The organism is Streptomyces sp. NPDC048420 (assembly GCF_040651535.1).
Lineage (GTDB): Bacteria > Actinomycetota > Actinomycetes > Streptomycetales > Streptomycetaceae > Streptomyces.
The window spans coordinates 88,254-101,556 of sequence record NZ_JBEZKG010000031.1; the positions used below are offsets into that span (position 1 = coordinate 88,254).

Annotated in this window: 11 protein-coding genes and 1 pseudogene; 3 read left to right on the forward strand and 9 right to left on the reverse strand. The window is 71.0% G+C overall.

The window, feature by feature from the left end; translation table 11 throughout:
- Window positions 1–3: 3 nt before the first annotated feature.
- The 7 genes from AB0D34_RS40105 to AB0D34_RS40135 all read right to left on the reverse strand — a co-directional run bounded on the left by AB0D34_RS40105 (window position 4) and on the right by AB0D34_RS40135 (window position 7,639).
- Window positions 4–1,530 (reverse strand): alpha-N-arabinofuranosidase, encoded by a 1,527-nt coding sequence (locus tag AB0D34_RS40105; RefSeq protein WP_362671342.1) that lies wholly within the window; start codon window positions 1,528–1,530, stop codon window positions 4–6.
- Between the two features lie 30 nt (window positions 1,531–1,560).
- Window positions 1,561–2,613, reverse strand: coding sequence for a lactonase family protein (locus AB0D34_RS40110; RefSeq protein ID WP_362671344.1), 1,053 nt, complete (start codon window positions 2,611–2,613; stop codon window positions 1,561–1,563).
- Window positions 2,614–2,658: 45 nt separating this feature from the next.
- Window positions 2,659–3,627, reverse strand: a complete 969-nt coding sequence (locus AB0D34_RS40115) for a sugar kinase (protein WP_362671347.1) — start codon at window positions 3,625–3,627, stop codon at window positions 2,659–2,661.
- On the reverse strand, window positions 3,624–4,295 hold the full coding sequence (locus tag AB0D34_RS40120; protein WP_362671349.1) for a bifunctional 4-hydroxy-2-oxoglutarate aldolase/2-dehydro-3-deoxy-phosphogluconate aldolase: 672 nt from the start codon (window positions 4,293–4,295) through the stop codon (window positions 3,624–3,626). The genes AB0D34_RS40115 and AB0D34_RS40120 overlap by 4 nt, the downstream gene beginning before the upstream one ends.
- Before the next feature lie 136 nt (window positions 4,296–4,431).
- A complete protein-coding gene (locus AB0D34_RS40125; RefSeq protein WP_362671351.1) occupies window positions 4,432–5,253 on the reverse strand; it encodes a carbohydrate ABC transporter permease in 822 nt (273 codons plus the stop codon).
- Window positions 5,253–6,296 carry a sugar ABC transporter permease gene (locus AB0D34_RS40130; protein WP_362671353.1) on the reverse strand — a complete coding sequence of 348 codons (1,044 nt, stop codon included), beginning with the start codon at window positions 6,294–6,296 and terminating at the stop codon, window positions 5,253–5,255. The genes AB0D34_RS40125 and AB0D34_RS40130 overlap by 1 nt, the downstream gene beginning before the upstream one ends.
- Complete coding sequence (locus AB0D34_RS40135) at window positions 6,293–7,639, reverse strand: extracellular solute-binding protein (RefSeq protein ID WP_362671355.1); 1,347 nt, start codon at window positions 7,637–7,639, stop codon at window positions 6,293–6,295. Before AB0D34_RS40135 ends, AB0D34_RS40130 begins: the two co-directional genes overlap by 4 nt.
- A 479-nt stretch (window positions 7,640–8,118) precedes the next feature.
- Between AB0D34_RS40135 and AB0D34_RS40140 the strand changes: the two genes are divergently transcribed.
- The 3 genes from AB0D34_RS40140 (at window position 8,119) to dgoD (ending at window position 11,332) form a co-directional block, all read left to right on the forward strand.
- Window positions 8,119–9,168 (forward strand): LacI family DNA-binding transcriptional regulator, encoded by a 1,050-nt coding sequence (locus tag AB0D34_RS40140; RefSeq protein WP_362671357.1) that lies wholly within the window; start codon window positions 8,119–8,121, stop codon window positions 9,166–9,168.
- Window positions 9,165–9,929: an SDR family NAD(P)-dependent oxidoreductase gene (locus AB0D34_RS40145; RefSeq protein WP_362671359.1), complete on the forward strand. Its 765-nt coding sequence runs from the start codon at window positions 9,165–9,167 to the stop codon at window positions 9,927–9,929. The genes AB0D34_RS40140 and AB0D34_RS40145 overlap by 4 nt, the downstream gene beginning before the upstream one ends.
- Window positions 9,930–10,186: 257 nt before the next feature.
- Entirely contained in the window at window positions 10,187–11,332 is a 1,146-nt protein-coding gene (gene dgoD / locus AB0D34_RS40150) for a galactonate dehydratase (RefSeq protein WP_362671362.1), read from the forward strand.
- A gap of 88 nt (window positions 11,333–11,420) precedes the next feature.
- On the opposite strand, the gene AB0D34_RS40155 is transcribed toward dgoD, so the two are convergent.
- Both AB0D34_RS40155 and AB0D34_RS40160 read right to left on the reverse strand, forming a co-directional pair.
- Window positions 11,421–13,094, reverse strand: coding sequence for a CocE/NonD family hydrolase (locus AB0D34_RS40155; protein WP_362671364.1), 1,674 nt, complete (start codon window positions 13,092–13,094; stop codon window positions 11,421–11,423).
- A 106-nt stretch (window positions 13,095–13,200) separates the two neighbouring features.
- Window positions 13,201–13,303 (reverse strand): annotated as a pseudogene (locus AB0D34_RS40160) (alpha/beta hydrolase); the annotation flags it as partial.

Sequence of the window (13,303 nt, forward strand, 5' to 3'; positions counted from 1 at the left end):
CCGTCAGGCGGGCCGGCGCGTAAGGCGGATCATGTTCCAGGAGAGCGGGGCGAGTTCGGCGTGCAGGACGCCGTCGGTGACCGCCGTGCCCGTGGCGGGCTGCGGGGTGACACGGTCGGGCCGGTCCGCGGTGTTGGCCGCCTCCGGGTCTTCGTCGGTCAGGACGAGGTGCTCCACCACGGTGTGGGCGTCGACGCCGCGCAGGTCGACCTGCAGGGGAAGGGCGTCCGTCTGGCTGCGGTTGACCGTGAAGACGGTGAGGTCGCCGGTCTCGTCGTCGATGACCGCCGTGGCGTGCAGCAGCGGTACCTCACCGAAGCGCGCGGTGGGGTACGTCGGGCTGTCGACCTCGACGCGCAGGACCCGGCCGCGCCCGTACGCCGACGCCTGGGCGAAGGGGTGGAACGTGGTCTGCCGCCAGGCCGCGCCGCCGGGCTCGGTCATGATCGGCGCGATGACGTTGACGAGCTGCGCCAAGGAGGCGGAGGTGACGCGGTCGGCGTGCCGCAGCAGCGCGATGAGCAGCGAGCCGAAGACCACGGCGTCGGTGACGGTGTAGACGTCCTCCAGAATGCGCGGAGCCTGCTGCCACTCCTCCACGGCGTGCGGGTTGGGCCGCTTCTGGTACCAGACGTTCCACTCGTCGAAGGAGAGGTTGATGTGCTTCTTCGCCTTCAGACGGGCGCGGACGTGGTCGCAGGTGGCGACGACCGACTCGATGAAGTGCTCCATGTCCACGGCGGACGCCAGGAAGGAGTCGCGGTCGCCGTCGATCTCCTCGTAGTAGGCGTGCAGGGAGACGTAGTCCACCAGGTCGTACGTCTCCTGCAGGACCGTCGACTCCCAGGAGGCGAAGGTCGGCATGGAGGAGCTGGAGCTGCCGCACGCGACCAGTTCCAGACCGGGGTCGACCTGCCGCATCGCGCGGGCGGTCTCGGCGGCGAGGCGGCCGTACTCCTCGGGGGTCTTGTGCCCGGTTTGCCAGGGGCCGTCCATCTCGTTGCCCAGGCACCACATCCGGATGCCGTACGGCTCCTTGCCGCCGTGGGCGATGCGCTGGTCGGAGAGTTCCGTGCCGCCGGGGTGGTTCGCGTACTCGAGCAGCCGTACCGCGTCCTCCACGCCCCGCGTGCCGAGGTTGACGGCCATCATCGGCTCCATGCCGGTCTTGCCGCAGAACTCCATGAACTCGCCGAGGCCGAACTCGTTGGTCTCGGTGGACTTCCAGGCCAGGTCCAGCCGAGTGGGCCGCTCCTCGCGCGGGCCCACGCTGTCCTCCCAGCGGTAGCCCGAGACGAAGTTGCCGCCGGGGTAGCGGACCGTGGTGACGCCCAGCTCCCGGACCAGTTCCAGGACGTCCTGGCGCAGGCCGTCCGCGTCGGTGGTGGGGTGGCCGGGCTCGTAGATGCCGGTGTAGACGCAGCGGCCCATGTGCTCGACGAACGACCCGTACAGCCGGGGGTTGACGCTGCCGACCGCGAAGGCCGGGTCGAGGGTGAACGTCGCGGGGGTGGTGCCGGGGTGGGACATGACTGCCTTTCGAGCAAGTACGGGGAGAGGTCAGAGCGCCAGGGCGCAGACGACCGAGGGGGCGGAGACGGGCGGGTGGGACTGGGTCGGGGTTCCGTCGTCCAGGACACGCAGGACGGCGAGTGAGCCGCTGTGCTGGTTGGCGACGAGCAGATGACCGTCCACCAGAGCGAGGCCGCGGGGCCAGGTGCCGCCGGCCGGGACCTCGCCGAGCGGTTCCAGGGTGTTGCCCGCGCGTCGGAACGCGGCGACCGTGTCCGCGCCCCGGTTGGTCACCCATACGAAGCGTCCGCAGGGCGAGGCGACGATTCCCGCGGGCTGGTTGTCGACGCCCTCGGCTGTCGTGGCGGGTACGGAGGAGAGAGCGGTCAGGGTGCCCGTACCGGCGTCGTAGCGGTGGCAGGTGACGGTCGAGGACAGCTCGTCGGCGCTGAACACCAGGTCGCTGTCGGAGGAGAAGGCGAGGTGGCGGGGGCCTGATCCCGCGGCCATCGGGTTCACCGCGACCCGCTCCAGGGTTCCGGTGCGGGTGTCGAGCCGGTAGGTGAGGACCGCGTCCGCCCCCAGGTCGGTGGCCAGCACGAACCGGCCCGCCGGGTCGACGAGTACCTGATGGGCGTGGCTGCCCTCCTGCCGTCCGGCGACCGGCCCCGACCCCTGGTGGACGACGAGATCGGTCGGCTCCAGCACGCGTCCGTCCGCGCCGAGCCGGTGCACCGCGACCGTGCCGGGCGCGGTGTCGCTGCCGTAGTTCGCGGTGAGCAGCCATTCCCCGTCCGGGTGGACGGTGAGGTGGCACGGGTTGGCTCCGCCGCTGCTCATCGGGTCGCCCAGCGGGGACAGCCCGCCGTCGCGGATGACGGCGCTGACGGTTCCGGTCTCGGCCTCGTTGGTGCTGTAGACGACCCCCAGCGACGGGTGCGCCGCCAGGAACGAGGCCCCGCTCACGGGCAGCGGCTCCACCTCGTCGTACGAGAGGTGTCCGGTCGTGGGATCGAGCCGCAGGGCGGCGATGCCAGGGCCGTTGCCACCGGAGTCCTGGGTGTAGGACCCGGTGAGGACGGTGAGGGAGTGGGTGCGCATGGGTGGTCCTGGGAGGTTCATGGGGCGGAGCGGGTGGAGAAGGTCTCAGCGGACGATGTCGTCGTGGTGGTCGAGCAGTCCCAGTTCGGAGCGCCGGGGCAGGCCCTCCCAGTCGCCTGCGGTGCTCACCGCGAAGGCGCCGAGCAGGGCCGCTGTCCGCAGCCGCTGTTCCGGGGGCTCGCCCGCCAGCAGTTCGGCGAGGTAGCCGGCGGCGAACGCGTCTCCGGCGCCCACCGTGTCGTGCACGCGGACCGGTACGGCGGGCTGCCGGTAGGACAGTCCGTCGAGGAGGGCGTACGCCCCGTCGGCGCCGAGCTTGATCACGGCCCCGCCGGGTCCCAGGTCGCAGATGCCCTTGGCGAGTTCCTCCGGTCCGTCGGTGTCGGGCACCACGAGCGCGGCCTCGTGCGGTCCGGCGAAGACCAGGTCGCTCCGGCGCAGCAGGGGCAACAGGGTGGCCCGGGCCTCGGCCTCGCTCCACAGCAGGGAACGGAAGTTGACGTCCAGCGAGATGGTCACGCCGGCGTCGGCGGCGATGTCCACGGCCCGGGTCACGGCCGCGGCGGGGCCCTCCCCGAGCGCCGGGGTGATACCGGTGATGTGCAGGACCGCGGCCCCCGCGACGACGTGCTCGGGGATGTCGTCGGCGGTCAGCCGGGCTCCGGCCGTGTGGGTGCGGTAGTAGCGCGTACGGCTGTGGGTGGAGGTGCGGCGTTCCTTCAGCAGCAGGGAGGTGGGGGCGGGGTCGCGGACGGCGACGGTGGTGACCCCTTCGGCCCGCAACTCGCGCAGGACGAGGTCGCCGAGTTCGTCGTCGCCGACCCGGCCGATCCAGGTGGCGGTTCCGCCGAGCCGGCAGACCCCGATGGCGACGTTGGACTCGGCGCCGGCGATCCCGAGGCGCAGTGTCGTGCCGAGCCCGAAGGGGGCGGGTTCCCGGGCGGCCATGACGGCGAGCACATCGCCGAGGGTGACGAGGTAGGGCTCGCCGGACGGAGGTGAGGAGACGCTCACGCGCTCGCCTCCCCGACCCGCGCGGTGGCCCGGACCGCGTCCAGCAGGGTGCGCGCCCTCGCGGTGAGGGCGTCCAGGGCCTGCGGAGTCGGGTCCCGGTCCGCCCCACGCAGCAGCGGGGAGCCGATACCGACCGCGCAGGCGCCCGCGTCCAGGTAGTCCCGTGCCTCGTCGATGCCGACACCGCCGACGGCGACGAGGGGGATGTCGGGCAGGGGGGCCCGCAGGTGGCGCAGATGGGCGGGGCCGCCCGTGCCCGCGGGGAACAGCTTGACGGCGGCGGCGCCGGCACCCCACGCCTGGGACACCTCGGTCGGTGTCCAGGCGCCCGGGTAGCACGGGATGCCCCGGTCGGCGGCGTTCCGGATGACGTCGGTGTCCACGACAGGGGCGACCAGGAACTCCGCTCCCGCCGCCAGGGCATCCCTGGCCTGCTCGCCGGTGATCACCGTGCCCGCGCCGACCGCGACCTCCGGGCCGAGTTCCTCCCGGACGGCGGCCAGCGCGTCGAGCGCTCCGGCGGTGGTGAGGGTGATCTCCAGGCAGCTGACCCCGCCGGCCGCCAGGGCCCGGGCCACGGCGGGCAGCCCGGAGGCGTCGGCCGACCTGAGGATGGCCATGACCCGTGTCCGGCCGAGCTGCGGGGTGAGGGCGGGACGCTCCGTCATGACCCCACCGCCGTGGGGGAGTTGAGGATTCCCTGGGTGTCGGTCATGCGGGTTCCTTTACTGGCGGGTGCGTCGGTGACGCGGATCGGAGGTGCGTCGGCGGGGGCGGATCAGCGCGTACGCCGGTGTCGAGGGATCACTTGAGCCCGGAGGTTGCGGCACTGGTGACGAAGCCCCGCTGCACGATGAGGAACAGCGCCAGCACCGGCACGACGTACATCACGGCGCCCGCGGCGACCAGGTTCGGCAGCGGCGAGCCGTGCGCGTTGACGTAGCCGTAGGCGAGCTTGACCGCGAGCGTGGTGTGGGCGTCGTCCAGCAGCAGGGCCGGCGCGATGTAGTCGCCCCAGGTCCAGCTGAACGAGAGGATCAGGCTGGTGGCGATGACCGGCCAGGACTGCGGCAGGAAGATCCGCCAGAAGATGCGGATCTGCCCACAGCCGTCCACGATCGCGGCCTCCTCCAGCTCCTTGGGCATGTTCGAGAAGAACTGCCGGAACAGGAAGATCAGGTACGGGGCGCCGCACAGACCCCACAGCACCCACGGCACATAGGTGTTGGTGAGGTGGATCTTGGCGAACAGCAGATAGGTCGGGATGAGGGTGAGGACCTGCGGCAGCATCATCGTCGACAGCAGAACGGAGAAGACCAGCCGCTTGCCGGGCGCCTGGAGACGGGCGAAGCCGTAGCCCGCCCACGCCGAGGCCAGGGTGACCAGGACGGCGTAAAGGGTGGCGATCATCAGGGAGTTGCGGGCATAGCCGAGGTAGTCGATCTCGGTCAGGGCGTCCCGGAAGTTGCCCAGGCCGGGGTGGTGCGGCCACCAGTGGATGGGCAGCGCGCGCAGCTCGGAGGGAGCCTTCAGAGCGGTGTCCAGCAGCCAGGCGAACGGACCGAGGAAGAGGACCACGGCGCCGACCAGCAACACGTAGACGGCACTTCTGCGGGGGAACACCATCACTTGCCTCCGATCGTGCGCGGCCGGGAAGGCCTGTCCTGCTCCGGGGCGACGGAGTAGAAGACCGCGCCCCTGCTGAGCCTGAAGACGAGGAAGGTGATCGCGACGATGATCAGGAACAGCACCCAGAGCATCGCCGAGGCGTATCCGTAGCGGCCGTTGGCGAAGTACTGGGCGAACACGTGGATCATGAACAGGTAGTTGCCCTCGGGGACGGCCGAGACGCCCCTGGGGGTGGGATCGAGGGAGATCAGCAGCGGCAGGAAGCTCTGTACGGCGGCGATGATGCCGGTGATGACCTGGAAGAACAGCACCGGGGACAGCATCGGGACGGTGATCTTGTGGAAGGACTGCCAGGCGTTCGCCCCGTCCATGCGGGCGGCCTCGTGGAGCTCCTTGGGGATGTCCTGGAGCCCCGCCAGCGAGATGATCATGGCGTTGCCGCAGCCCCACAGCATCAGGGTGATCAGGACCCAGCGGGCGTAGGGGTCCATCAGCCAGGCCACGCCGTTGATGTCCAGGGCGTCGAGGACACCGTTGGCGGCGCCCGAGTCCCGGTCGAAGATCAGCTTGAAGGTGAGGGCAGCACCGACCGGCGGCACCACCGCGGGCAGGTACAGCAGGGTGCGGAACAGGCCGCGGGCCCGGATCGGCTGGTTGACCAGCACCGCGAGCAGCAGCCCCGCCGCGATGCTCAGCGGCACGGTGATCGCGGTGAAGACGCCGGTGCGGGCCAGCGAGGACATCGTCTCCGGATCGGTCAGGACCTCCCGGTAGTTGTCCAGGCCGACGAAGCGGGAGTTGTTAGACAGTCCGTCGGAGTTGGTCAGGCTCAGCCACAGCGCGTAACCGAGCGGGAAGGCCGTCAGGGTGAGGAAGCCCAGCACCCAGGGTCCGGCGAACACATAGAAGGAGAGGGCCCGGCGGGTGGTCAGCGAGGTGCGCCGGCGTCCGGCGTGCGCGGGGGTGCGGGGCCCGGGCCGGGCGGCCGGCTCCCCGGAGGGAGACGGCGCGCCCGACGCGGTGATCTGATCGGTGCTCACCCCACGAGCTCCTTGCCCTGGGCGAGCGCCTCGTTCATCCGGGAGTTGAGCGTGTCGGCGACCTTGCCCGCCGACGTCCCGGACTTCACGGCACCCGGCAGGACCTTGCTGAGCACGCCCTCCAGGGCGGCCTGCTGGGCGTACGGGGTGAAGCTGAGGACGGAGAAGTGCGGCAGCTCCTGCTCCTGCACCTGGAAGGCCTGCTTCTGGAAGGCACTGGTCTGCGGCATGTTCGCGCGCAGCGACTTCAGCGAGGGGATGCCCCAGCCGCTGGCCGCACGCTCCTGGGCGGGCTTGCCGCCGAAGTACCACTCGAAGAACTTCCAGGACGCGTCCTTGTTCTTGGCGTCCCTCGGGATCCAGAAGCCGGTGGCGCCGAAGCAGGAGCTGACGCGGGTGCCGCCGAACTGCGGGGCGGGCGCGAAGCGGGAGACGTCGGCGAGCTTGGCGTCGGCGCCGATCAGTCCGCCGAACCAGTAGCCGTTGCAGCTCATCGCCATCCGGTTGGCCTGGTAGGTGGGGCCGTCCCAGCCGTCCGGGTTGGGGTTGACGACGTTCGGGCCTATGTCGGCCTTGGCGTAGTCCAGGTACCACTGCAGCGCCTTGAGCGCTTCGGGGGAGGAGAAGTCCACCGTGGCCAGGTCCTCGGCGAAGAGGCTGCCGCCGGCCGACGCGGTCATCCCCATGAGCTGCGGGAAGACACCCATGCCGGTGGCGTTCAGGCCGTACACCTTCACCTTGCCCAGGCGGCGCTTGACCAGCTTCTCGCCCAGGTCCAGCCACTCGTCGTAGGAGACCGGCTCGGTCGCGCTGGGCGCGTCCAGCTTGGCGGCCTCGAACATGTCGGTCCGGTACCAGAACATGGAGTCCTGCGAGTAGTCCTTGGCCATGCCGTAGCGCGGTCCGGCGCCCTGCTTCTTGCCGTCGTAGCGCCAGACGTCGTTGACCGGGTCGAGGTCCGAGTCCTTCAGCACCGAGCTCTTGGCGAAGTACGGGTCCAGGTCCGTCATCAGGCCGCGGGTCGCGAAGTACGGGGTCTCGGTCGCGCCGAAGCCGCGGACCACGTCCGGCGGGTTCTTGGCGGCCAGCATGGCGTTGAGCTTGGTGGCGTCCCAGATGATGACGTTGAGGTTCATCCCCAGCGCCTCTTCGGCGGCCTTGAGGGTCTTCTTGTCCCACTCGTTCTGCACCGTCATCACGGTGAGCGTCGTCTTGCCGCCCCCGGATCCACCCGTGCCGTTGCTGACGGAGCCGGCGCAGGCGGACACACCGGTGGCGGCGAGCGCGGTTCCGGCGGAGAGGGCGAGGAAGCGCCGTCTGTCGAGGGACGTGGACATGGGCATGGTGATTGCCTTTCGTGGCGGGACGTGCGCGGTCGCGACAGGTGCGCGGCTGCGGGGACGTACGGCGGCTGCGGAACGTAGGGCGGAGTCCATGGCGGCATGAGGGGCTGCCGTGAGAAGCGAGCGGGCGAGCATGGGGGGCCGGTGGTGCACCGGCTTGCTCGGGGTGGTGCGAGATGCCCTGAACCGGGTGCGGCTGTCTGCGTGGACAGTGCGCGCACAGGTGCCAGGGGACCGCGAGTGCGACGGTGGTCGCGTGCGCGGTGAGCCCGGGGGTGACTCCTCGGCCGCTGCTGACGGGGAGTCAACTGTGGCCGACATCTAGCGATATCGATATGACCGGTTTCGTGGCTTCTGCTCGGACGTATCGCTTATTCCCGTCCGAGGAAACCGGTTGACTGAAACTTTCGCGAACGTTAAGTTGCGTTTCCAGAAAGTGTCAAGTGGCCAGAACGCGTCAGTCGGAAGAGGGGGAGCACGTGCCGGAACAGCCCGTCCGGGCCAAGCTCGTGGATGTGGCACACGCGGCCGGGGTCTCCAAGGCCACCGTGTCCAAGGTGCTCAACGGCCGCCAGGACCTTTCCGTACGGCCGGAGACGCGCCGACGTGTCCACGAGGCCGCCGAGGCGCTCGGCTACCGGCCCCACTCCGGGGCCCGGGCACTGGCCGGGGCCAGCACCCACGCACTGGCCCTGCTGATCCCCGCCCTCGCCAACCCCACGTACGTCACCATCGCCCGCGGCGCCTACCAGCGGGCCCGTGAACTGGGCTATCTCTCCCTGCTGGCCGAGGACTTCGACGGGCAGGAGGCCGACGAGTCCTTCCACGACCTGGTCCAGGAAGGCAGGGTCGACGGACTGCTCATCGCCTCGGCCCGCCCCGGTCACCCCCTGCTGGAGGCACTGGGCCGCAGCGCGGTCCCCCATGTCTTCCTCAACCGCTCGGTGGAGGGATCCGGCCGCAACGTCACCATGGACGTCGCCCGCTCCAGCGTGACGGCACTCGACCACCTGCACGGCCTCGGTCACCGCGCGGTCGGCCACATCGCGGGTCCCCCCGGAATCACCCCCAGCGAGGTCCGCAAGAAGGCGTTTCTCGAGCACGCCGACACCCTCGGGCTGGACAGGGCGCCCGTCGCGTCCGGCGACTTCACCGAGGACGGCGGCGGGTCCGCCGCACGGGAACTGCTGCGCCCCGCCGACAGTGACGGGCGGCCACCCGTCACCGCCCTCTACACCAGCTCGCTCGCCCAGGCGATAGGCGCCATGGCCGCGATCAGGGACCTCGGCCTCAGGATCCCGGAGGACATTTCCGTGGTCGGCAACGACGACCTGCCGGTGGCCGCGCACCTCAGTCCCCCGCTGACCACCGTCGCGATGCCCCTGCACGAGCTCGGAACCGCCGCGGTGGACGCCCTGGTGGCCACCATCGAGGGCAAGCCGACAGGAGACGTCGTCGTTCCGACCGAGCCGCTGCTGATGCTGCGCGGCTCCACGGCCAGACCGGCAGAAGCAGGAGGAACGCCATGACCGTCGCCGCACCGGCGCGCTTCGCCGGCCGTACGGCCCTGCTCACCGCGGCCGCCTCCGGCATCGGGGCGGCCACCGCCCACCGGCTGGCGGCCGAGGGCGCGTCCGTCATGGTCACCGACGTGGACGACAAAGGCGCCCAGCGCGTGGCCGAGGAGATCCGCGCAGGGGGCGGACAAGCGCGGGACCGACGCCTCGATGTCACCTCGCCGGGGGAGTGGGCCGCGGCCGTCGCCGAGGCACAGTCCTGGACGGGCCGCCTGGACGTGCTCCATCTCAACGCCGGTCGCAACGTGTCCGGAGCAGCCCACGAACTGGACGACACCTGCTGGCACGACCAGCTGCGGCTCTCCCTCGACTCCGTGTTCTACGGAGTCCGGGCCGCCGTACCCCTGCTGAGAACGGCCAGGGGCGCGGTGGTGATCACCTCGTCCGTGCACGCGGCCATCGGCTTCAAGGGCTTCCCCGCGTACGCGGCCGCCAAGGGCGGGATCGACGCTCTCGTACGCCAGCTGGCCGTCGAGTACGGAGGCCAGATCAGGTTCAACGCCGTCCTTCCAGGAGCCGTGGTCACCGCCCTGTGGGCCGAGGTGCCCGAGGAGTACAAGGCGCGGACCGCCGCGCGCACCCCCGTCGGCAGGCTCGGAGTCCCCGAGGACATCGCCGCCGCCGTCGCCTTCCTCGCCTCCGAGGACGCCGCTTTCGTCACCGGCCAGAACCTGCTCGTGGACGGCGGCCGCAGCATCAGCTCCCAGGAGTAGGTCACCGGCTCACCCGCTCCGGGCGAACACCCCCGCCCGCTCCGGGAACGGCCCGACCGCCGCCACTCCGGCGTCGCAGGCCCGCACCGGCCCTGCTCCCCTCATTCCCACACCTCTCCCACCGAGCGGGCCGAGGCCCTTGCCCGCCACGGCCACGACCGACTCACCCCTCACCCCTCACCCCTCACCCCTCACCCCTCACCAAGCCTCGGCCCCGCACCAGGCCGTACACAGCACAGGACCCGGAGGTCCCTCCCATGAAGATCACTGGATACGAAATCTTCCTCGTCGAACCGCGCTGGCTCTTCCTGCGCGTCGACACCGACGAGGGCATCTCCGGCTGGGGCGAGCCCATAGTCGAGGGCAAGGCCCACACGGTCGCCCGCTGTGTCGAGGAGATGTTCGACTACCTCCTCGGCCAGGACCCGGCCCGCATCGAGGAGCACTGGCAGGTGCTCGCCAAGAGCGGCTTCTACCGGGGCGGAGTCGTCCTGAACAGCGCCCTGGCCGGAATCGACCAGGCGCTGTGGGACATCGCGGGCAAGACCCACGGCGTCCCGGTCCACCAGCTGCTCGGCGGCCATGTGCGCGACCGGGTGCGTGTCTACGGCTGGGTCGGCGGCGAAACCCCCGAGGAACTGGCCGAGTCGGCCGCCGCGCAGGTCGCCAAGGGCATGACCGCGGTCAAGCTCAACCCCTGCGGCCAGCTGGAACCACTCGCCACGCCCGCGGCGATCGACGCCATCGTGGCCGGCGTGAGCGCGGTCCGCGAGGCCATCGGGCCGGACCGCGACCTGGCGCTGGACTTCCACGGCCGGTTCAGCGGGGCGATGTCCCGCCGCGTCCTGCCCTTCCTGGAACCACTCCTGCCGCTCTTCGTCGAAGAGCCAGTGCTGCCGGAGTTCTCCCAGGACCTCGGCTCCGTGGTGCGCTCCACCTCCATCCCCATCGCCACCGGCGAACGGCTCTACTCCCGCTGGGACTTCCGCTCGGTGCTCTCCGACGGCATCGCCGTGGCCCAGCCCGACATCAGCCACGCCGGCGGCATCTCCGAGACCCGTCGCATCGCCGCGATGGCCGAGGCCTACGACGTCCTCGTGGCCCCGCACTGCCCGCTCGGCCCGATCGCCCTCGCCGCGAGCCTCCAACTCGACTTCGCCATCCCCAACTTCCTCATCCAGGAACAGGCGCTCGGCATCGGCTACGGCGACAGCAGCGGCCTGCTGGACTACCTCGCCGACACCACACCCTTCACGTTCCGCGACGGCTACATCGACCGCCCGACCGCACCCGGTCTCGGCATCACCATCGACGAGGACGCGGTCCGCGCCGCCGCCGAACGCGGCCACCGCTGGCGCAACCCCGTCTGGCGCAACACCGACGGTTCACTGGCCTCCTGGTAACCGGTGATCGCCGACGGCCAGGCGCCGCCGGGAGAACGCTGCCCCCGGCGGCGCGGCCCAACCGCTCGGCCGGCCCCGCCGCTTCCTGTCAGCCCGGGACCACCGGCAGGACGATGCGGGAGGGCCGGCCGGCGTCGTGGAAGATCCGCTGCCGGGCCACCCGCGCCGCGGTCGCGCTCCGCTCGGGTTCGCCCGTGTTGAGGTTGCGGTCCCAGCGCGGGAAGTTGCTGGAGGTGACCTGGACCCGTATGCGGTGGCCTGCCCGGAAGACGATGCTCGTCGACCACAGGTCCACGACGTGCTCGGCGGGCTCACCCGGTGTCGCTTCACGAACTCGCACGATGCCGTCGGTCACGTTGCGGGAGACACCGTGCTCGTCGACGTCGCACAGTCGGGCGACCCAGTCGGTCGACGGCCCGTCGGTGGCGGCGAACAGCACCACCCGGACCCGGCCGGTCACCTCGACGTCCTCGGCGAGCGGTTCGGTGGTGAAGACCAGGACGTCCTCGCGCGCCTCCACGTCCCTCTGGTCGAGCGGCCCGGGACGGAAGTCCTCCGTCAGCAAGAGCGCCCCGCCGGTCGTGGGCACCGGGTCCATCGGGTCGTAGGCGAACTCCTCGGGCTGCTCGTCGGCGGACGGCGGCTCCGGGGTCAGACGTCCGTCCGGTCGCAGGTGGAAGTCCGTGTCCACGGCTCGTGACAGGGGCCATTCCGTCTCCTCGCGCCACTGGTTGACGCCCATGACGAACAGCAGCACCTGGCCGGTGTCCGGCTCCAGCGGCTCGCCGTCGCCGATCGTGCGCTGGAACCAGTCGAGCTGAAGGCCGTGCAGGGGGCCGCGCATGCCCATGAAGGCGAAGTTCGCGGCGAACCCGAAGTTGACGTCGCCGATGACGTGCTGCTGGTTGGCGTGGCTCCACGGCCCCATGACCAGCGTGGCGGACCGGCCGGCCCGGCGCATGGCCGTGAAGTTGTCGAGCGTGCCCTGGGTGAAGATGTCGTACCAGCCGCCGACCTGGAAGGTGGGCAGGTCCACCTCGTCGTGCCGGCCCGCGACCCGGCAGACCCGCGCCCACTCGGGCTCCCGCCGGGACCGCTCGTAGCCCAGTTCGGGAAGGCCGTGCCGGGCGAACGTGGGGAAGTGCCCGGCGGGCAGTTCGCCGTAGCCGCCGTCGGACAGGCCGTCGAGATCCTGTACGAGCCCGCCGAGGCTGCCGACCAGCGTGGCGGGGTCGGTGGCGTGCCGCCGCATCAGCGCGTCGGCGCCCATCATGAGGGTCCAGGGCGCGGTGATACCGAGCTCGATCGCGCCGCCACGCGTCCACAGTCCGTCGTCCGGATCGGACCACGCGACCATCGGCGCGATCGCCTTCAGCTCCGGCGGCTTGGACAGCGCCGCCATCCACTGCGTGTGGCCGAAATAGCTGGCGCCGATCATGCCGACGGAGCCGTTCGAGCCGGGAAGGGCGGCGGCCCACCGTACGGTGTCGTACCCGTCGTTCTCCTCGTGCGTCCACGGCTCCCACTCACCCTCGGAGGCGAACCGGCCGCGGGTGTCCTGGAGGACCACCATGAAGCCACGCCGTGCCGCCGCCAGCGGATCGAGCACCGCTATCGCCAGGGCCGTCTGCTTCCCGTACGGCAGCCTGCTCAGCAGGACCGGCCACGGTCCGCTGCCGCCGGGCCGGTAGACATCCGCGCGCAGGACCGTGCCGTCACGCATCTTCGCGGGTACGTCGCACTCGATCTGGATATCCGTCATGTGCTGCTCCTTTGCCTGCCACGACGCCTTCTCGAGCACATGGTCGACCGAGGCTCCCCCGACGCGACACCCCCGATCGGGGGTGACCGCTGCGGTTGTGTGATGCCTATGCCGCCGCGTTGAGCAGGTCGGCCAGGACGTCGGGTCGTTCCAGGGCGATGAAGTGGCCGGCCTCTGGTACCTGGGTGAAGTCGGCGGCCGGCAGCAGC

What these genes read in the sequence shown, in the direction of transcription:
- dgoD (WP_362671362.1), top strand. Translation starts at nt 10,187, where the DNA reads ATGAAGATCACTGGATACGAAATCTTCCTCGTCGAACCGCGCTGGCTC.
- AB0D34_RS40135 (WP_362671355.1), bottom strand. Translation starts at nt 7,639, where the DNA reads ATGCCCATGTCCACGTCCCTCGACAGACGGCGCTTCCTCGCCCTCTCC.
- AB0D34_RS40155 (WP_362671364.1), bottom strand. Translation starts at nt 13,094, where the DNA reads ATGACGGATATCCAGATCGAGTGCGACGTACCCGCGAAGATGCGTGAC.
- AB0D34_RS40120 (WP_362671349.1), bottom strand. Translation starts at nt 4,295, where the DNA reads ATGACGGAGCGTCCCGCCCTCACCCCGCAGCTCGGCCGGACACGGGTC.
- AB0D34_RS40145 (WP_362671359.1), top strand. Translation starts at nt 9,165, where the DNA reads ATGACCGTCGCCGCACCGGCGCGCTTCGCCGGCCGTACGGCCCTGCTC.
- AB0D34_RS40105 (WP_362671342.1), bottom strand. Translation starts at nt 1,530, where the DNA reads ATGTCCCACCCCGGCACCACCCCCGCGACGTTCACCCTCGACCCGGCC.
- AB0D34_RS40125 (WP_362671351.1), bottom strand. Translation starts at nt 5,253, where the DNA reads ATGGTGTTCCCCCGCAGAAGTGCCGTCTACGTGTTGCTGGTCGGCGCC.
- AB0D34_RS40110 (WP_362671344.1), bottom strand. Translation starts at nt 2,613, where the DNA reads ATGCGCACCCACTCCCTCACCGTCCTCACCGGGTCCTACACCCAGGAC.